The sequence below is a fragment of the Micromonospora arida genome (genome assembly GCF_042873195.1).
GTDB lineage: Bacteria > Actinomycetota > Actinomycetes > Mycobacteriales > Micromonosporaceae > Micromonospora > Micromonospora arida.
Window position 1 is genome coordinate 172,201 of the sequence record NZ_JBIALC010000011.1, and the last position, 18,660, is coordinate 190,860.

The following is an 18,660-nucleotide window of genomic DNA, read 5'->3' on the forward strand; positions in this document are numbered from 1 at the left end:
CCGTCAGCGCCGGTCGGGTCGGTAGACGGCCACCGTTCGGGCAGCGAGCCGGTCCGCCGCCGCCGCGTCACCCAACGCCGCCGCGAGCACCGCCGCGCCCGGCAGCAACCGGGCCACCAGCCGCAAGGCCACCCAACCACCGGCCTGCGCCGTGAGCGGCGCGGCCAGCCGCCAGGCCGCCTCCGCCGCCCGCGGCCACGCCCCCTCGACCGGGTCACCCGCCGTCTCGGCGGCGGCCAGAGCCGCGGCCGCGCTCGCCCGATCCGGGTGCACCTGGGTCAGCACCAGCAGGTCGACGGCCCGGTCGGGATGCGTCGGATCCTTGCCGTACGCTGCGGCCAGGTGCAGCACCAGCTCAGAGTGCGTCCACAGCACCGCCGCCAACTCGGCCAGCGGCGCGAAGAAACCAGCAAGTGCGGCGGTCGCTCCTCCCGCACCCGCCGAGCGGACGAACCGCCGGGTCGCCAACCGGGCCAGGCCGTCCGCCGAGGCGTCCGCATACCTGTCGCGCAACCCAGCGGCCCACTCGGCCGCGCCGGGCCCGAACGTCCGCACCGCAGCCAGAGCCAACAGCTCCGGTGCGAAGCCAGGGTGGTCGAGCACGCGCGCGGCGACCGCGCGCAGCTCCGATTCCGGGGTACGCCCCAGAGCCGGCTCAGCCTGCCGCGCGGCGGGTTCTGCCGGTGACAGCTGCTGCTCGGCGGATGCCGCCTGCTGCTCGTGCTCGGTCGGTGCCGTCCGCTGCGCGGCCACGGGTTCGGGGGCGGGCTCGGTCGGCGCGGTGCTCTTGCGTGGGGTGACCGCGCGCTTGGTCGTCTTTGCGGCTCTGACCGGCGTCGCCGGTGTGGTGCTCGCCTCTTCGATCGGGCTCGCGGCGGTGGTGGCGGCGCTCCCTGCTGCCGTGGTGCTCGCGGCCTTGGTGGTGCGCGCGGCCTTGGTGCTTGCTGCTCTGGTGGGGTTTGCAGCGCGCTTGCGGGATGCCGGCGTGGTCGGGGTCACCTCGGCGGGCGTCTCGGCTGCCTTCCGGGGGGCAGTCTTGCGAACAGGGGTGGTCCGGGCCTTCGGCGGTATCGGTGCGATGCCTGATGCTGGGCCCGGTTGGTCGCCGTTCGGCTGTACGGGCTGCTCCGCGCCCGCCTCGGAAGTTTCGGCCGGTGCGGGTCGGGGCTGTCGAGGCAGGGGGCGGTCCGGCTCCGGCGGCTGGAAGAGCACCGCCGGGGCAGCCTTGGCCCGTCGAGGGCGTTGGCTCGCCGGGGCGGCTGCCGGCGGTGCTGCCGCTTCAGGCTCCACCACCTCGGTGGGCTCCTCGGCCGCGATCGGCGGCCGGAAGGTGGCCCGTGGGGAGCGCGGACGCGCTCGTTCAGCAGGCTCTCGACGGGTCGACTCGCTGGGCGGCTGCTCCTGCATATCGATGGAGCGTAGTCCCGATCACGCCAACGCACAGCGTTGAAACACGGGGGCGGGCCGACCCCGGTGGGCGTACCCCGGAAGTCGTTTTGCTCCCGGTGGGTGGCGACCTGTATCCTCGGGCGCGGTGGTCTGAGGATCACCAGGGAGACTTCGCCTAGTCTGGTCTATGGCGCCGCACTGCTAATGCGGTTGGGGTCTTAAAGCCCCTCCCGGGTTCGAATCCCGGAGTCTCCGCGCGAAAGCCGGGTGTGTACACTGGCTGAGCACAAGCGCCCGTAGCTCAATGGATAGAGCATCTGACTACGGATCAGAAGGTTAGGGGTTCGAGTCCCTTCGGGCGCACAAACAGCCCCCTAGCAGGCCGTCAAGGCAGCTAGGGGGCTTCTTCTTGTCTAGCCAGGACTGTGAATACCTTCTTACTCTCCGTGCATGGCCAAGATGCTGCCGCGTAGTGTCGGCCAGCCCCGCAGGGTTGCGGGCGCGGCCAGGGCTTCGACCCGGCAGCAGGGAGTCGGCGGCGTTGGCCAGAGGACGGCGTGGCTTGCCGGCGTATATTTGCTCGTCGATGGGTCTCGCAAGTCAGCTGATGAGACGAGGCCGCTTGTCGCGTGGGTCGCGGATGCTGTCGATGATGCGGGTCCAGTTGTCGCCGCCGTGCCCATTCCCGATCGCATGCCGATAATGTGCTCGCACGGCCAGGGGAAGCCCGAGGTCGAGGCCCAGTGTCGTGCTGGTCTCGACGATGTGGTCGGCGGTCGCGCCCATCATGGTGACCGTGCTGAGATCGCCGGGGTGTTCTCCAGCGTCCAGCGCGGCGCCGGGGGTTTCCTCGCCGGCGCGGAGGATGGCGCCGATCGACTCGGCCGAGGCGATCAGCTCCGGCATTGCCTCCGTGGCCGTCATTCCCGTGGCACCCAGCATCGCGGTGGCGTGCATCAACGCGGACAGAGTGCCGAGGAATACGGCGAGCTGGGCTTGATACATCATCTGGGCGAGGCCCGGGTCCTCGCCCAGGTGGTGCGGCGCGCCGAGCTGGGCCAGCGCCTCTCGGCTGCCGTCCATCACTTCGCTGGGGCCGCTGTAGTAGACGTACGCCGCGTCGGTGCCGACCATCGGCGCTGGGACCATGACGCCGCCGGTGAGGAAGGCCGCTTCGTGGCCCGCCGCCCAGGATGCCGCCTCGCGGCTGCGGTCGGGAGTGTCGGAGCTGAGGTTGACCAACGTCCGGCCGGCGAGAGACGCGGTGGCCGGGCCGAGGATGTCGTACATCGCTTGGTAGTCGGTAAGGCTGAGGATGACGAGGCTGCTCGCCTCGACCGCCTCGGCGGGTGTCACCGCGAGCGTCGCGCCGTCGGCGACGACGCCCTCGGCCCGGCCGGTGGTGCGGTTCCAGACCGTGACGGGGTGCCCGGCGGCGAGGAGGGTGCGGGTGATCGCCTGGCCCATCGGGCCGAGCCCGATCACGGTGACGGCGCTGTTGTGCTGTCGGTTGTTCACCTGTCCATGCTCGGCGACGTGTCACTATCTCGTAAGTACGCACTAAATCCTGCGGTACTTACCTTTCAGTAAGGGGGCCAGCGGTGGCCAAGTCATCCCGACGCGGGCCGTACATCTGCGGCATCGACGCGGCGCTCGACGTGGTGAGCGGCAAGTGGAAAGGCCTGATCCTCTGGGAACTCGAGGCCCATGGCGTACGCCGTTTCGCGCAGTTGCGTCGGGGTCTGCCCGGAGTGAGCGAGAAGATGCTGACTCAGCATTTGCGCGAGCTCGAGGAGGACGGCCTGGTGCGCCGGAAGGTCCACGCCGAGGTGCCGCCCCGGGTGGAATACTCTTTGACCGAGCACGGGCGCACGCTCAACCAGGCGATCGGGCCGCTCGGCGCCTGGGGGAGCGAGCGGATCCGTCGCGAGACCGCCGAGGTGATCGACGTGGCTTCCGAAGGCCGGGCGGCCCTGCGCTGATCAAGCGGGGTCCTATCCGGGACGTCCCAGCAGTGCCGTGGCCACGGCAACCTGCGCCGGCTGGCGGCTATGAAGCTGCACGCCACCCAACGCGCGGCTCGGAACCGGTGACCCGTGGCCAAGAGGCTCTCCAAGGCCGAGATCCAGCGCCGGGCGATCGACTTCCGCAAGACCGACCTCGATCTCACCGAATTCGACCAGCTGTGCCTCTACGAACTCGCCCGCGAGGACGGGATCGCAGTGCACCCGCTCGACGGCCTGACAGAGTTCGGGTGCCCTGAAGGCTCCGTCACCTTCTACGCCTCCGAGCGTCCGGATTTCTGGTCTGCGGCGCTGGTGCCCGCGGGAACGGGCCAGTTCATCGTGGAGAACACCTCGCACCTGCCGCGCCGCCGCAGATTCAACGTCGCCCACGAGATGGCCCACGTGCTCCTTGAACATGAATTCGACCGGGTCATGTTCAGCGCCGAGGGGCGCCGCCGGGAGAGCAACCCCTGTCCTCGCTCATTCGGTGAACTCGGTCCAGGAGACGGCGCGGTCGAACCGCTGGGCGGCGAGGTCGTCGACGCGGATCATGAAGCGGCCGAAGTAGACGTCGTCACGGGTCCGGAACTGCACCAACGGGAGCCACTCCCGGCGTACCCTCTGCAACTCCTGTTCCACGAGGAAGGCCTCCTGGGCGCGGTCGACGCTGGTCAGGCGGCCTCGAAGCTTCGTCTCCGCCATCTCCAGCTCAGGATCGTCGTACAGGTTGTCGTAGGACACCCCGCCGGTGTTCCATGAGTAGCCGCCGAACTGGAAGGCGGTGAAGTTGGCGGCCGGCCAGAGCCGGTCGACCAGGGCACACAGTTCCCGACGGTGCGGCATGTCGCGCGCCAGCTGCTGCTGAAAGTCGGACAGGTCCGCATCCTCGGCGGTCAACCACGAGGGCAGGTCGGCGTGGACGACAGCGAAAAGGTCCTGCTCGGGGGCGATGAAGTTACGGTTCTTGTAGTAGGGATGGGCAGCGTAGTCAGCCGGCAGCTGCGCCGTGGTCTCCGTGCCGGCGCGTACATGAAGCAGCCGCCCGTACTGCTGCTTGTCGCTGCGCTCACAGACGTCGTAGTCCTCTTCGTGATGCAGGAACACCAGCAGGGAGCCGTCCGACGGTAGCGGCAGGCGCTCGACCCGCGGCAGCGCGGCACAGTCGAAGGACGCGATGAACGGCAGCGGGTAGCCCTCCGGGTCGGTGGGCCACAGCGTGCCGACCGGCAGCTGCGGCAGGCCGCCGGCCCGACCGACGAGCAGGTCGGCGGGCTGACCGGCCGGCAGCCCCCGAGGATGCGCCACGATCTCGCCGTTGTACTGCTGATTTGCCCAGGTGGAGAAGCGCAGCAGCTCGGCGAACGTCGCCGTCTCGGTCTCGGTGAAACCCGCGTCGGTCGCGGCTCGCCGCAAAAGCCCGTAGTGATCCACGGACTTCATACTGACAGGCTTGATTGAATCGGCGACCGGCAGGCGTCTCGTATCCGATCTTCGGCTACTCGCGCACCGCGGCGGCCAGGATGTCGAGTCGTGCCCTTGCGGTCGAAGCCGCTCTGTCCGCGGTCAGCACCGTGGCCCGGGACTTGGTCTTCAGCGGCTTCACACCGGTGGCCTGGGCGGGAGCGGTGCTCAGGGCGGAAGCGACGAGCGCGGGTGATGACGGCGGCGGCCTGCTTGCCGAGATGGGTGAACTCATTTTCGAGCTTTCTTCCGGTCGGGTACGGGTGGTGGCTGCGCGATCCACCACCCGTACTTCGCTCGGATTCGGCCGGATGGGTGCGGACATTTCGTGAGAGTTCCGCGCAGCAGGCTCTTGCCTGGGTCATGGCGTCGCCGCCGCGCTCATGGCGCCCACGGACGCTCCGGTTCAACTGCCCCGTTCGACCATCCTGGCCGCCGCCCGGCCGGGGACGAGCCGAGATCATCCCAGCAGTGAGGCAGCGGTGGGCTCGGGGTCATTGCCACGCCCGCGAGCCGCGGATCAGCTCGTCATGTAGCGCAGGTCCCGCACCACCTCGTACGTTCCCCCCGATCGGGCCGCCACTCCCGTACGTCGATACGGTCTCGAGCGGGCTGTTTGTCCAGGGCGCCGGTGGCGCTCCGCCGACGAGCGCCGACGTCGTTGCGCTGGACAGGTGAGGGGTCGCCGCGCGGATGGCTGTGACCCGGCCCTCGCCGCAGGGTCCCCGCCGGCTGGTACGAACGGATACGCCCTCGTCCACCTTTAGGTGGCGGGGGCGTATCCGTCGTTCTGCCGTGCCGGTGAAGCCGAGCTTGCGCCAAGCCGGGCGGTCGAGGTCCTGCACTCAATCGTGTACGGCGGTGAAGGTGCACGCCCCGGCGACAACCGTGCCGTTAGTTGTTCTTGCGGGCGACGGCGCAGTACTCGGAGGCGGGCGTCGTGTCGTTGCCGTTAGGGCGCCAGCGCGAGCAGGTGACGAGCCCGGGATCGATCAGTTGCAGCCCGGCGAACAGGTCGGTGATCTGCGCAGGGGACCGGATCGTCATTGGCGCTGAGCCGCCAGCGTTCCACATCTGCACGGCCCGGTCGACGGCCTCCGGGTTGACCTCGCGGGTCGGATGGGAGATCACCAGGTGGCTGCCGGCTGGGACGGCGTCAAGCAGTTGGTGAACGATGCGGGCCGCCTCCGCGTCGTCGACGACGAAGTTGAGAATGCCGAGCAACATGATCGCGATGGGTTGGTCGAAGTTCAGTGTGCGGCGCGCTTCGGTGATGATCCGTTCGATGTCCCTGATGTCCGCGTCGATGTAATCGGTGGCGCCCTGCGGGCTGCTGGTCAGCAACGCGCGGGCGTGAGCCAACACCATCGGGTCGTTATCGACGTAGACGATGCGCGAGTCAGGTGCGGCGCTCTGGGCGACTTCATGAGTGTTGTCCGCGGTGGGAAGGCCGGTGCCGATGTCGAGGAACTGCCGGATCCCCACCTCGTCAGCGAGGTACCGGACCGCGCGGCCGAGGAACTGCCGGTTGAACCGGGCCGACTGCACCAACTCCGGCATGAAGGCGAGGACCTGCTCGGCGGCCTCCCGGTCGGCGGCGAAATTGTCCTTACCGCCCAGGAGGTGGTTCCACAGGCGGGCGGAGTGGGCAACGCTGGTGTCGAGCTTGTCGTACGCAGACGAGGACGTGTTCGTCACCGGGGCTCCTTCAAGGCGGACCGCGGTACGGGAGGAGTGATCGCGTGTCCGGGCAAGCCTAACGCCTTCGTGCTCCATCGTGGATCCCTGCACATTGATGCCGTTGCAGGCGATGTCGTTGCCGCGCGCCCGCGGCGGTGCGGAAGCGTCGATGTGACGATGGTGGCGCTGCGGCGGGTCGTGGAGCCCTCTCGCGTCGGGCCTGCTCACCGGCCGTTTCCGTGGTGGCGAACAGCCCTCCACCGGGCGCATGCACTGGGTGCCCCGCACATGACCGACCCCCGCAACCACGCGACCGTCGAACGACTCGTACCGATCGCCGACGACGCCGGACTGTCACCCACCCACCTGGCCCTGGGCTTCGTCGTCAGGCACCCGACGCACGGAGAGCAGGCCGCCACAGGTGAGTGACACCGCGATGGGGGCGAGGTGAAGTGCGCCCTCGCCCCCATCGCGGGAGATCTCCAGTTCTGCGGCAGATGCTCGGCTGAGTAGCCGGCCGGCCATGGGCGGAAGTGCCGCCGCGTCCGATCAGCGGCGGGCTTGGATCTTCAGGTCGCCGCGGGTCTGCACGCGAATGTGGTCGCTGGCGAGCATCGCGTGGGGAAAGCCGAGGTCGATGGCGCTCACCTCGTCCAGACGGGCCAGGTGCGACGGGCTGAGGTCGACCTCCAGGACTCCCAGGTTTTCCCGTAGTTGCTCGGTGGTCCGGGCTCCGATGACCGGCGCTGTCACCCCCGGGTTCTGCAGGGTCCAGGCGAGCGCGACCTGAGCTGGTGTACGGCCCAGTTCCTCGGCGACGTCCTTGACCACGTCCACGATGGCCAGGTTGCGCTCGGTCACGCCCCCGAGGGCCACGTTGAAGCTCTTCCGGACGCTTCCACTGTTGTGGTTCGGCGGGGTGGTCAGGTCCTCACGGCTGTATTTGCCGGTGAGCACTCCTCCCGCCAGCGGCGACCACAGTACGGTGCCCAGCCCCATCTCCTGCGCCATCGGGATGAGGTCACGCTCCCCGGTCCGCTCCACCAGGTTGTACTCCAGCTGCAGCGCCACCAGCGGCGACCAGCCCCTCAGATCGGCGATCGTCTGCATGCGGGAGACCTGCCAGGCAGGGGTGTTGGAAACGGCCACGTACAGGATCTTGCCCTGCCGGACGAGGTCGTCCAGTCCACGCAGGATCTCTTCCACGGGTGTGGTGGGGTCCCACACGTGGAGGTAGAGAAGGTCGATGTAGTCGGTGTTCAACTGTCGCAGGCTGGTTTCGACGGCCCCGAACAGGCTCTTGCGGCTGGCGCCGCCGGAGTTGGGGTCGTTCGGCCGGCGCAGGGTCGTGTACTTCGTGGCCAGCACGAGCCCGTCGCGCCGTCCCTGGGCGAACTCGCCGATCATGCGTTCCGACGTGCCGTTGGTATAGGTGACCGCCGTGTCGATGAAGTTCCCACCGCGCTCGACGTAGAGGTCGAACAACTTGCGGGCTTCATCCTGCTCGGCCCCCCAGCCCCAGTCGTTGCCGAAGGTGGCCGCGCCTAGCGCGAGCGGCGAAATCCGCAGGCCGGAGCGCCCCAGTTGCCGGTAGGTGTCGAGGGTGAGTGGCATGTGCTTCTCCTGTGGTGGTTTCGGGTGTTTGGGAGATGGGCGACGTGCCCGAATGTCAGGCGCCGAGTCCGTAGCCGCCGGCCACGACGATGTCCTGGCCGGTGACATAGCCGGCCGCCGCCGAGGCCAGAAAGGCAACGACCTCCGCGACCTCTTGGCTGGACCCGAACCGCTCGAACGGGATGCGTGCGCGCATGGCGTCCCGGCTGCTCTGGGGCACTGCCAGCTTGTCGAACAGCGGAGTCTCAGTCGCTCCGGGACTCACGGCGTTGACGCGGATCCTGCGCGGAGCCAGTTCAAGCGCGAGCGAGGGCAGCATCGCCAGGAGAGCTCCGCGGGTCGCTGCTCCCACCGTGGCGCCTGGGCTGCCGCGGCGGGCTCCGACGCCCACGGTGAGGACGATCGATCCGCCGTCGTTCATGAGCGGCAGAGCCTTCTGGAGAGTGAAGTACTGGCCTTTGAAGTTGACGTCGGCCTGTTCGTCGAAGGACGCCTCCGTCACGTCGGCCACCGGTGCGGGGCGGAAGATTCCCGCGTTGAGGAACAGCAGGTCAAGAGACCCAAGACGGTCCGACACCGTCGTCATGAGCGCGTCGGTGTCGGCCATGACACGGGAGTCGGCGGGGACGACGAGGACGTCGTCGGGGAGCTCTCGTCTCGCTCGCGCGAGTGACTCGGGGTTCTGTCCGGTGACTGCGACCCGGTAGCCGCGGGCGTGCAGTAGTTCGGCGGTCGCTCTGCCGATTCCGGTTGTGCCCCCGGTGATGAGCGCTGCGGGCATGGGTTGCCTTTCGTCGAGCGTACGGCTGTCTCCAGCTAACGGGGAGTTCCCCGTTTATGTCACCGTACACTAAGCGGGGATCTCCCCGATTCATTCCCTCCGTCGAGCCGGACCAGCGATTGTGAGCGCCCATGACTCCGCGAAGGACCACCCTGCGGGCCGATGCCCAGCGCAACCGCGCACACCTGATCGCCACTGCCGCCGAAGCCTTCGCCTCCGGGCAGGCGATCTCCCTGGACGCGATCGCCAAACGCGCGGGGGTGGGCAACGCCACCCTCTATCGCCACTTCCCCACCAGGGAGGATCTGGTGGAGGAGGTCTACCGGGACCAGATCCGCTCCCTACGCCAGGATGCGCAATCCTTCCTGGCCACCGAGCAGCCCGCCCAGGCTCTACATGCCTGGATGCGCCGCTTCGCCGAGTGGGCGGGCGAACGGCGCGGCATCTGTGACGCCCTGGTTGCCATGAGCGCTTCCGGACGTTTCGGCACCGGCCCGGTCTGCGACGAGGTCCAGCAGATTCTGGGAATGGTGCTCGCGGCGGGCGCCGAGGCAGGGGAACTGCGCAGCGACATCGACCCGGTCGATGTCGGCGGCATCCTCGCCGGCGTGCTCTCCGTGGCCGGCGGACCGGACCAGCGCGCCCGGCTCGACCGTATGCTCACCGTCGTCGTCGACGGGCTCAGGTCGCGGTGAGTGGCCCACCGCCGGCGGTTTGCGGACCAAAGGCGGCGAAGGGCCGCCATGATCACTGACGCCCAGCTCACTCCAGCGAACGTGCCCTGTCCCCAGGCCGGCGCAGCGGCGACAAATCGGTTATCGCCACCAAGGGCGAAGGTAGTCGAGCGATGCTCACATCAACCGGGCTTATGCGAAAAAGACCTACATTCGGCGTAGGTGCCACAGCGTCCCGATCGCCCCACGCGCGCCCATCCGCCCGACCGGCACCGGGCGACCCCGCGCCGGTCACAGCGCCTCGCCGATCCTCGGCGTCACTCGCGCAGGCCGTCGGGGCGATGCAGCAGACATGATCGACTCGTTTTTCATGAAGTCGGGGCATCCCTGGCACCAGGACGGGCCGACTTCTCGAAAGCCGAGTCGATCATCCGCACGGGCCGCGCGCTGGCTCTGCCGCCGAGATCCCGGGTTGCCGGCACGCTTGACGTGGGCCAGATCAGCGACAAGAATTTACATGAATCGCTGTTAGCGTTAACAAGCCCGTCCCAGTGCTGCGACGGCATCGTCATGCCGATGTCGCGGGTCGCGACGGCCTGACTCCTCGGTCAGCACTACCACTGCAGAGGAGAAATCTATGCGAACGAGGGCAAGATGGCTCGCGGCGACCGCCGCGCTCGGGGTCGTCCTCGCCGGGGTGCTGACCTCGACCGGTCCGGCCAGCGCGGAATCCAACGGCGGGGTACGGGTGATGCCGCTCGGCGACTCCATCACCGAGGGCACCCAGGTGCCGGGCGGGTACCGCATCGGGCTCTGGCAGCGGCTCGTCAACGGTCGGTACACGGTGGACTTCGTCGGGTCACAGTTCAACGGGCCTTCCAGCCTGGGTGACCACGACCACCAGGGGCATCCCGGCTGGCGCATCGACCAGATCGACGCGAACATCGTCGGCTGGTTGAACACCCAACGGCCGCAGACCGTTCTGCTGCACATCGGTACCAACGACATTCTGCAGAACTACAACGTCAGCACCGCGCCGAACCGGCTCTCCACCCTGATCGATCGGATCACCACCACGGCTCCCAGCGCGGAGGTGTTCGTCGCGCAGATCATCCCGCTCTCCAACAGCAACCAGGAGGCGGCCGCACGTACCTTCAACGCGGCGATCCCCGGCATCGTGCAGAGCAAGGTGAACGCCGGCAAGCGGGTACGCCTGGTCGACATGCACAGCGCACTCACCACCGCCGACCTGATCGACGGCGTTCACCCCACGTCCGGCGGTTACGACAAGATGGCTGCCCGCTGGTACAGCGCGCTGCAGTCGGTGCCCGGCAGCATCGGCGACCCGGGCAGCGGCGGCGGACAGACCACGGCGATCGTGGGTGCCCTGTCCGGTCGCTGCGTCGACGTGCCCGGCTCGTCCACCACCAACGGCACGCAGGTGCAGTTGTGGGACTGTCACGGCCGCACTAACCAGCGGTGGACCTACACGACCACCAAGACGCTGACCGTGTACGGCAACAAGTGCCTCGACGCCGCCGGCTATGGCACCTCCCCGGGCACCCTGGTCACCATCTACGACTGCCACGGCGGAACGAACCAGCAGTGGAACGTCAACGCCAACGGCACCATCACCGGGGTGCAGTCCGGCCTCTGCCTGGACCCGTACAACGTGGGTACGGGCAACGGGACGAAGCTCGTTCTCTGGACCTGCACCGGCCAGGCCAACCAGCAGTGGAGCCGCCGATAGCTCGTGCGGTCGCGCCGGGTGGTGGTCGGATCGCTGATGATCCGACCACCGCCGCCTGCTCAGTCGGTCTTCGTAAGCGACGAATCAGGGTTGGCACCGCCGGACGCTCCGGACGAGACCGACTCGTGGACGGCATCGACCGGGTTCGGTGGGCGGACGATAGGCTGCGGCCGGCGTCGGAGTGACCTGAGGGGAACGGGTGATGGGCGGAACGGCTCGCGCGGTGGTCGCGGTCTGCGGGCACCCGGCGTGAGCGTCGGGTTGCGTCCCGGTGACCCGGCACGCCTCGGTGGGTACGAGGTGCTCGACCGGCTCGGCGACGGGGGGATGGGCAGTGTCTTCCTGGCCCGCTCACCGCAGGGACGGCTGGTGGCGGTCAAGGTCGTCCGTGCGGAACTCTCGCACGACGAGGAGTTCCGGGGGCGGTTCCGTAGTGAGGTGAACCGCGCCCGCCAGGTTCCACCGTTCTGCACCGCCGAGGTCCTGGACGCCGACCCGGACCATGAACCGCCGTACCTGGTGGTGGAGTACGTCGAGGGCCCCAGCCTGGCCGAGGTGGTCCGAACACAGGGTCCGCTGGGGGCGGCGCGGCTGCACAGCATCGCGGTTGGGGTCGCCACCGCGCTCACCGCCATCCACGGTGCCGGGGTGATCCATCGCGACCTGAAGCCGGCGAACGTCCTGGTCGCACCGGGTGGGATCAAGGTCATCGACTTCGGCATCGCCCGAGCGTTCGAGGCGACGAGCCAGCACACCCGTACCAACCAGATGGTCGGGACCCTCTCGTACATGGCTCCGGAGCGGTTCGACACGGCTTCCGGCCGTCCGGCGGGCCCGGCCGCGGACATCTTCGCCTGGGGCGCCCTGGTCGCCTACGCCGCGACCGGCCGCAGCCCGTTCGGGGGCGACTCCCCTACCGCCACCGCGATGCGGATCCTCACTCAACCGCCGGACCTGACCGGGCTCGGTGGGCCGTTGCGGGAGTTGGTCTCCCGGGCGTTGGAGAAGGACCCAGCTGCCCGGCCCACCGCCCGGGAGTTGCTCGACGGGCTGTTGACCGCAGCGTCTCCGGTGGGTGCCGGCGGGCCGGCCCAACTTTCGGGCGCGACGCCGCCGAATGTGTCGCCCGCTGCCAGTGGTGATGATCAAAGCGCGCGGTCGACACCATCGGGTCTGGCCACGGCCGGTCGCGCGGGTTCACGCGGGCGTCGCTGGCTCACCGCGCTGGGGGCGACCGCTGCGGTGATCGCCGTGCTGGTGCCCGCTTTCCTGTTCGGCCCGCAGCTGTTGGGCGGGCGATCCGAACCGGACCAGGCCGGCTCGACGCCGAGCGGTAGCCCGGCGACGAGCGGGCCGGCGGTCACGGCGTCCACGCCCGCGTCGGGAAAGCCGTCCGCCTCGCCGGCGGTCAGCGCGGACCCGACCCAGGCCATGCTGGCCGGTCAGCGGCGATTCCTGCTGCACCTGGTGGAGATCGACCGTGACCTGTCGCTGCCGTCGCACGGCGAAGTCGAGGTCGGCGATGGGACCGGCAAGGATGCGCTCTTCGTGCTCGAACCGGTCGGTGTCGACTTCATGATCAAATCGGTGAACCCGGAGATCGCCCACCGACCCTGCGTCGGGGTCAAGGTCGATTCAGAGGGGTACAAGTCGCTGGTGGGAGCCGACTGTCGGCCCACCAAAGCAACCCTGTTCACGATCTTCCGTGAGGGCAAGGACGACAAAGGGCGCGCTTCCTACTCCATCATCAGCGAGGAGTACGGCCCGGTGCAGTGGAGCCCGACCAAGAGGGAGATCTTCGTCGAGTTTCTCGGCGACGCCCCGCTGGACACCAGGTTCAGCCTGGTCGACCGAGGCGCGGTCTGACTCGGACGTAGGCGACGGGTGCGGTCCGAGGGCTGGCCATTGACGCCTGCGGCGCCCCCACCGGTCGACGGGCAGGGCTCGGTTCGTCGACACTGCGTACGATGGGCAATCGTCGATGTTAACGCGCTCTCGGTGCCTCCTCAAGGGCCTAGGCCGTGGTCTGCGTCCGCGTCCGGGGTGATGCCTGCGGGAAGTCGAGTGAAAGACGTCAGCGCCAAGATCGGCAGCTCGACGGTGGCCAATGTTCCCAGCGCATTACGTCTTGACGAACGGCATGTTATCGCTCACAGTCGATGCCTAAGGACGACGACACCTCGGCTTTCCGGGCAAGCCCTGCTTCGTCGATCTCGAATCAGGCGTGCGCCATAGCTTGCCGGCGTCTTGTTAACGCTAACTCTCTGACGCCTGCGCGCTCGGCCACGCGTCGCGGTACGCCCACCCTCGGGCAGGCCGTTCGGCTCTTGGTCACTGGAGGAGGATCATGTCTGCCCTCGATAGGTCTCCATCGATCGCAACGCCGTCGCGGCGGCGACGTTGGTGGTTGCCCCGCATCCTTGCCGCCAGCGCTGCGGCGTTGATGGTCGGTGGTGCTGCCGTAACGGTGGTGTCGTCGCCCGCCGCCGCGGCGACGATCGACACGAACGCGTGGTACGTGTTGGTCAACCGCAACAGCGGCAAGGCCCTGGACGTCTACAACCTGGCCACGAACGACGGGGCCCGGATCACCCAGTGGGCCCGCAACAACGGCAACCAGCAGCAGTGGCAGTTCGTCGACTCCGGTGGTGGCTATTACCGGGTGAAGTCGCGGCTGTCCAACAAGGTGCTGGACGTCTCGGGCTTCTCGACCGCCAACGGCGCCAGCATCGTTCAGTGGAGCGACAACAACAGCACCAACCAGCAGTTCCGGCTGGCCGACTCGGACAGCGGCTACGTCCGGTTGATCAACCGCAACAGCAACAAGGTGATGGAGGTGCAGGGCGCCTCGACCGCCGACGGCGGAAACATCGTGCAGTACGACGACTGGAACGGCGCCAACCAGCAGTGGCAGTTCGTCCGCGTCGGCGGTGGGACGGACCCCACCACGCCGCCGCCGACGACCCCGCCGCCGGGAGGCACGTGTGACCTTCCCTCGACGTACCGGTGGTCCTCCACTGGGGTGTTGGCCAACCCGAGGTCGGGCTGGGTGTCGCTGAAGGACTTCACCGTCGCCCCGTACAACGGTCAGCAGTTGGTCTACGCCACCACCCACGACAACGGGAGCAGCTGGGGTTCGATGAACTTCGGCCTCTTCTCGAACTACTCGCAGATGGGCTCGGCCAGCCAGAACGCGATGAACAACGCGACCGTCGCGCCGTCGCTGTTCTACTTCGCGCCGCGCAACATCTGGGTGCTGGCCTACCAGTGGGGTGGGCCGGCGTTCTCCTACCGGACCTCGACCGACCCGACCAACCCGAACGGGTGGTCGTCGGCGCAGACGCTGTTCAGCGGAAGCATCACCGGCTCCGGTACCGGCCCGATCGATCAGGCGGTCATCGGTGACGGCACGAACATGTACCTGTTCTTCGCCGGTGACAACGGCAAGATCTACCGGGCCAGCATGCCGATCGGCAACTTCCCGGGCAGCTTCGGCTCCAACTACACGACCATCATGAGTGACACCACGAACAACCTGTTCGAGGCCGTTCAGGTCTACAAGCTCCAGGGCCTGAACAAGTACCTCATGATCGTCGAGGCGATCGGTTCGCAGGGCCGCTACTTCCGCTCGTTCACGGCGACCAGCCTGGGCGGTTCGTGGACGCCGCAGGCCACCAGTGAGAGCAACCCGTTCGCGGGCAAGGCCAACAGCGGTGCCACCTGGACCAACGACATCAGCCACGGTGAGCTGCTGCGCACCAACGCCGACCAGACCATGACCGTCAACGCCTGCAACCTGCAACTGCTCTACCAGGGCCGTTCCCCCAGCTCCGGCGGCGACTACGGCCTCCTGCCGTACCGCCCGGGTCTGCTGACCCTGCAACGCTGACCCTGTTTGATCACGCTCGACTGACCCGGAACGGGCGGGCTCGGCGTCATGCCGAGCCCGCCCGGCTCATGTCACGCTGCGATCAGCCCAGGCTCACGCGATCGGCGTGCCGGTGACACAGGTCAGCACCTGGCCCTGACCACGGGTGGCGCTCGATGTGGTCGTGGCGAAACCGTGGGTTTCGAGCAGTACTTCGGTCGCGGCGAGGTTCGCGGTGGCGTGCGCTTCGGTGGGTCGCTCGCCGAAGACGTAGAGCCGTCCGCCCGGTGCCAGCAGGCTGCGCATCCGAGCAATCTGCTGCGCCGCGTCGCCCAACCAGAAGAGGCTGACGTTCACCGCGAAGATCTTGGTGAAGTGGCCGGTCGGAAGGTCGGCCGACTCGAACCCTGCTCGCCGGATCTCGGCTTTACCGGCGTCGATGTGGCTCAGGTTCCGTTCGGTCGCGAGCCGCACCATCGTCGCGGCACGGTCGATGGCGACGATCCGACCGGTGGTGAGTTGGCCGGCGACCAGGGAGACGGCAGCTCCCCGACCGCAGCCGATCTCCAGCACCTGGTCGTCGGGCGCGACAGCCATGGTCTGCACCGCCCAGCGCTGCCGATGGGCGGACGTCGCCCGATTCGGTTCGTACGCCGCAGGCGTCGTGCCAGCGCTGGACGAACCCGGATCGCGGCTCGAAAGAGTGGACCTCACGACGTCACTCGCCGGTGCCTTCTCTGCTCACACCCCTGATTCCACCCTCTCAGCGGATTCGGTGCACCGTGTCCTCGGTCACGGCGCCGGATCGACAGGCGCGTCAGCGATCAGTGCACGGGCACCGGGGTGACGTCCCCGAGGGCGTCCGTCGGGGTCGGGACGTGTTTCGGGGCGCCGGCGTTCACCATTGCCACCGAGACCAGGGCCGCCGCGACCACGAATGCGACGGCGACCCAGTACGCGACCGAGTAGCCGTGCATCAGCGCCTCGTTCCGCTCCTGGACTCGCGCTGCCGGGCCACCGTGCGAGACCAGGTAGGTGGCGGCCGAGCTGGTCGCGATGGTGTTGAGCAGCGCGGTGCCGATCGACCCGCCGACCTGCTGCGACGAGCTGATCATCGCGGAGGCGACACCGGCGTCCTTGGGCTCGACACCGTGGGTGGAGATGCTCATCGCGGGCATGAACGCGGTGCCGATGCCGAGCCCGATCACCGCTTCGGCGAACGCGATCTCCAGGAAGCCGCTGTCCGCGTCGAGCGAAGCCAACAGCGCCAGACCGACAGCGGTGACGAGGTACCCGCCGACCATGATCGGCCGGGGTGCGATCCGGTGCGCGAGTCGAGCGCCGATCTGCGTGGCACCGATGGCCTGCGGCACGGCCATCGGCATGAACGCCAACCCGGCCAGCACCGGCGACCATCCCTTGACCTGCTGGAAGTAGTAACTGAGCAGGAGGAACATCCCGAACATGCTGACGATCGCAAGGCCCACCGAGAGGTACGCGGCGGCCCGGTTGCGTTCGGTCAGGACGCGCAGTGGCAACAGCGGGGACGTGACCCGCGCCTGCACCACGACGAAGGTCGCCAGCAGCAGCACCCCGGCAGTGAACGAGCCGATGGTCACCCCCGCCGACCATCCGCGGCTCTCGGCGACACCGAACCCGTAGACGAGGCTGACGAGTCCGGAGCTGGCCAGCAGTACGCCGGGCAGGTCGAGTCGGGCCCGGTGCCGCTCGCCGTCGTCGTGGACGGTGCGACTGGCGCCCAGGATTCCGATGGCCGCGATCGGCACGAGGACGAACATCGCGAAGCGCCAGTTCAGGTACTGGGTGAGCAGGCCTCCCACGATCAGGCCGACAGCGCCGCCGGCGATCGAGACCGCGCTGAACACGCCGAACGCCTTCGCGCGTTCCCTCGGCTGGGTGAAGGACAGGGAGAGCAACGAGAGCGCGGCCGGCGCGAGCAGGGCCGCGAACACACCCTGGAGTGCCCGGGCGAGCAGCAGCATCGCGGCGTTGACGGCCAGGCCGCCGATGGCCGAGGCGATCGCGAAGCCGGCCAGCGCGATCAGGAAGGTGCGCTTGCGCCCGACCATGTCACCGATCCGGCCGCCGACCAGCAGCAGGCCGCCGAAGGCCAGACCGTACGCGGTCACCACCCATTGCCTGCTCCCGTCGGTGAAGTGCAGCGCCTGTTGCGCCGAGGGGAGCGCGATGTTCATGACCGCCCCGTCGAGCACCACCATCAGTTGAGCGATGGAGATGAACAACAGGGCCTTCCACCGCTGGGACTCCGGGGCGGCGCGACCTGTGGGCATGACTGTTCCTTAGGAGTGACTTGCGCGGATTCTTGCGACGTGTCGAACGCTATCTGTTTATGGAACGACCACCAAAGAATGTGCCAGCGGTTACAGCGCTCGGGCGGGTGGCTGGCTGGATTATTTGTACCGTTCTGACACCTGCAAGAGCTTATTGAGGTCGTAGGGTGCAGAGCAAAGGCCCTCGCCTGTGAGGCCTGTTACTTTGTCGAACGTTCCAGAAAAGGCTAGCGTTCCGTCTCACCAAGAGCCCTGCGGGCCCCGTGGCGGCTCGCCAGTCGAAGTGGATGTGAGACGAAATGTCTGGACGGTTGGAAGCAAAGGTGCTGGTCGTGACCGGCGGTACGCAGGGCATGGGCCTGGCGTTCGCCCAGCGGGCGGCCACGGAAGGGGCCCGCGTCGTCATCGGTGCCCGGGACAAGGACCGGGGCGAGGAGGTCGCCGCGCAGATCAGGAACGCGGGCGGCAGCGCCCTCTTCGTGCCCGCCGACGTGACGGTCGAGGAGGACATGGCGCGGCTCGTCGACGCCGCGGTGACGCAGTACGGGCGGCTGGACGGCGCGTTCAACAACGCCGGCGGTGGCCCGATGGCCAGCGTGCGCGAGACCGACAGCGACAGCTGGCACCGGTCGCTCGCCCTCAACCTGACGAGCGTCTTCTACGGCCTCAAGTACGAGCTCCCGGCGATCATCGCCTCCGGCGGTGGCGCGATCGTCAACAACGCCTCGGTCTCCGGCGTGAAGGGCGACGGGACCCAGGCCGCCTACAACGCGGCGAAGCACGGGGTCATCGGTCTGACGCGCTCGGCGGCACTGGACGTGGCGCGCTCCGGTGTGCGGGTCAATGCCCTGGTCACCGGTCTGATTGATACCCCGCTCTGGCAGGGCGTGGTCAGCCAGGCCCCGGAGATCGCGGAGCGCTACCTGTCGGCGCAGCCGACCGGACGAGCCGGCACCTCCGACGAGGTCGCCGCGCTGACCGCGTTCCTGCTCAGCGACGAGGCCACATTCATCAGCGGCGCGTCCATCGCCATCGACGGTGCCCTCACCGCCTGAGGCACCGATACACCGAGGCACTGAGGTCCGGTCCGGGACGGCGGCTCCAGCAGCCGCCCCGGACCGGGTA

At 68.4% G+C, this 18,660-nt stretch carries 16 protein-coding genes and 2 tRNA genes; 10 read left to right on the forward strand and 8 right to left on the reverse strand.

All coding sequences use genetic code 11. The annotated features are described in order from the left end of the window. Window positions 1-3: 3 nt before the first annotated feature. The gene (locus ACFYP0_RS26905; protein ID WP_386997983.1) at window positions 4-1,407 is read right to left on the reverse strand and encodes a hypothetical protein; all 1,404 of its coding nucleotides are present in this window, start codon (window positions 1,405-1,407) and stop codon (window positions 4-6) included. Window positions 1,408-1,553: 146 nt separating this feature from the next. On the opposite strand from ACFYP0_RS26905, the gene ACFYP0_RS26910 reads away from it, so the two are divergent. Both ACFYP0_RS26910 and ACFYP0_RS26915 read left to right on the forward strand, forming a co-directional pair. Continuing rightward, a tRNA-Ser gene (locus ACFYP0_RS26910) sits at window positions 1,554-1,644 on the forward strand. Between the two features lie 35 nt (window positions 1,645-1,679). After that, window positions 1,680-1,752, forward strand: a tRNA-Arg gene (locus ACFYP0_RS26915). 237 nt (window positions 1,753-1,989) lie between these two features. Here ACFYP0_RS26915 and ACFYP0_RS26920 read toward each other — a convergent pair. Continuing rightward, the gene (locus ACFYP0_RS26920; RefSeq protein ID WP_244218829.1) at window positions 1,990-2,907 is read right to left on the reverse strand and encodes an NAD(P)-dependent oxidoreductase; all 918 of its coding nucleotides are present in this window, start codon (window positions 2,905-2,907) and stop codon (window positions 1,990-1,992) included. Window positions 2,908-2,990: 83 nt separating this feature from the next. Between ACFYP0_RS26920 and ACFYP0_RS26925 the strand changes: the two genes are divergently transcribed. Further along, window positions 2,991-3,371 (forward strand): winged helix-turn-helix transcriptional regulator, encoded by a 381-nt coding sequence (locus tag ACFYP0_RS26925; RefSeq protein ID WP_124854441.1) that lies wholly within the window; start codon window positions 2,991-2,993, stop codon window positions 3,369-3,371. Between the two features lie 504 nt (window positions 3,372-3,875). Here ACFYP0_RS26925 and ACFYP0_RS26930 read toward each other — a convergent pair. Next, window positions 3,876-4,835 (reverse strand): DUF1963 domain-containing protein, encoded by a 960-nt coding sequence (locus ACFYP0_RS26930; protein WP_356975408.1) that lies wholly within the window; start codon window positions 4,833-4,835, stop codon window positions 3,876-3,878. 14 nt (window positions 4,836-4,849) lie between these two features. On the opposite strand from ACFYP0_RS26930, the gene ACFYP0_RS26935 reads away from it, so the two are divergent. After that, the gene (locus ACFYP0_RS26935) at window positions 4,850-5,188 is read left to right on the forward strand and encodes a hypothetical protein (RefSeq protein ID WP_356975406.1); all 339 of its coding nucleotides are present in this window, start codon (window positions 4,850-4,852) and stop codon (window positions 5,186-5,188) included. A gap of 562 nt (window positions 5,189-5,750) precedes the next feature. Here ACFYP0_RS26935 and ACFYP0_RS26940 read toward each other — a convergent pair. Continuing rightward, window positions 5,751-6,764: an SAM-dependent methyltransferase gene (locus tag ACFYP0_RS26940; protein ID WP_356975404.1), complete on the reverse strand. Its 1,014-nt coding sequence runs from the start codon at window positions 6,762-6,764 to the stop codon at window positions 5,751-5,753. Window positions 6,765-6,824: 60 nt separating this feature from the next. Between ACFYP0_RS26940 and ACFYP0_RS26945 the strand changes: the two genes are divergently transcribed. Continuing rightward, on the forward strand, window positions 6,825-6,965 hold the full coding sequence (locus ACFYP0_RS26945) for a hypothetical protein (RefSeq protein ID WP_356975402.1): 141 nt from the start codon (window positions 6,825-6,827) through the stop codon (window positions 6,963-6,965). Between the two features lie 120 nt (window positions 6,966-7,085). On the opposite strand, the gene ACFYP0_RS26950 is transcribed toward ACFYP0_RS26945, so the two are convergent. Together ACFYP0_RS26950 and ACFYP0_RS26955 are read right to left on the reverse strand one after the other, a co-directional pair. Next, on the reverse strand, window positions 7,086-8,150 hold the full coding sequence (locus tag ACFYP0_RS26950; protein ID WP_124854437.1) for an aldo/keto reductase: 1,065 nt from the start codon (window positions 8,148-8,150) through the stop codon (window positions 7,086-7,088). A gap of 55 nt (window positions 8,151-8,205) precedes the next feature. After that, entirely contained in the window at window positions 8,206-8,931 is a 726-nt protein-coding gene (locus ACFYP0_RS26955; protein WP_356975400.1) for an SDR family oxidoreductase, read from the reverse strand. 131 nt (window positions 8,932-9,062) lie between these two features. On the opposite strand from ACFYP0_RS26955, the gene ACFYP0_RS26960 reads away from it, so the two are divergent. From ACFYP0_RS26960 to ACFYP0_RS26975, 4 genes are all read left to right on the forward strand, one after another. Further along, entirely contained in the window at window positions 9,063-9,626 is a 564-nt protein-coding gene (locus ACFYP0_RS26960) for a TetR/AcrR family transcriptional regulator (RefSeq protein ID WP_356975398.1), read from the forward strand. Between the two features lie 616 nt (window positions 9,627-10,242). Continuing rightward, window positions 10,243-11,355 carry a ricin-type beta-trefoil lectin domain protein gene (locus ACFYP0_RS26965; protein ID WP_386997988.1) on the forward strand — a complete coding sequence of 371 codons (1,113 nt, stop codon included), beginning with the start codon at window positions 10,243-10,245 and terminating at the stop codon, window positions 11,353-11,355. A 249-nt stretch (window positions 11,356-11,604) separates the two neighbouring features. Further along, window positions 11,605-13,221 (forward strand): serine/threonine protein kinase, encoded by a 1,617-nt coding sequence (locus tag ACFYP0_RS26970; protein WP_356975394.1) that lies wholly within the window; start codon window positions 11,605-11,607, stop codon window positions 13,219-13,221. Between the two features lie 481 nt (window positions 13,222-13,702). Next, the gene (locus tag ACFYP0_RS26975) at window positions 13,703-15,244 is read left to right on the forward strand and encodes a non-reducing end alpha-L-arabinofuranosidase family hydrolase (RefSeq protein ID WP_356975392.1); all 1,542 of its coding nucleotides are present in this window, start codon (window positions 13,703-13,705) and stop codon (window positions 15,242-15,244) included. A gap of 93 nt (window positions 15,245-15,337) precedes the next feature. Here the strand turns inward: ACFYP0_RS26975 and ACFYP0_RS26980 are convergent, their stop codons facing one another. Further along, window positions 15,338-15,820, reverse strand: a complete 483-nt coding sequence (locus tag ACFYP0_RS26980; RefSeq protein ID WP_356975390.1) for a class I SAM-dependent methyltransferase — start codon at window positions 15,818-15,820, stop codon at window positions 15,338-15,340. A 227-nt stretch (window positions 15,821-16,047) separates the two neighbouring features. Continuing rightward, the gene (locus ACFYP0_RS26985) at window positions 16,048-17,535 is read right to left on the reverse strand and encodes an MFS transporter (protein WP_356975387.1); all 1,488 of its coding nucleotides are present in this window, start codon (window positions 17,533-17,535) and stop codon (window positions 16,048-16,050) included. A gap of 332 nt (window positions 17,536-17,867) precedes the next feature. On the opposite strand from ACFYP0_RS26985, the gene ACFYP0_RS26990 reads away from it, so the two are divergent. After that, entirely contained in the window at window positions 17,868-18,590 is a 723-nt protein-coding gene (locus ACFYP0_RS26990) for an SDR family NAD(P)-dependent oxidoreductase (protein WP_356975385.1), read from the forward strand. Window positions 18,591-18,660: the final 70 nt, after the last annotated feature.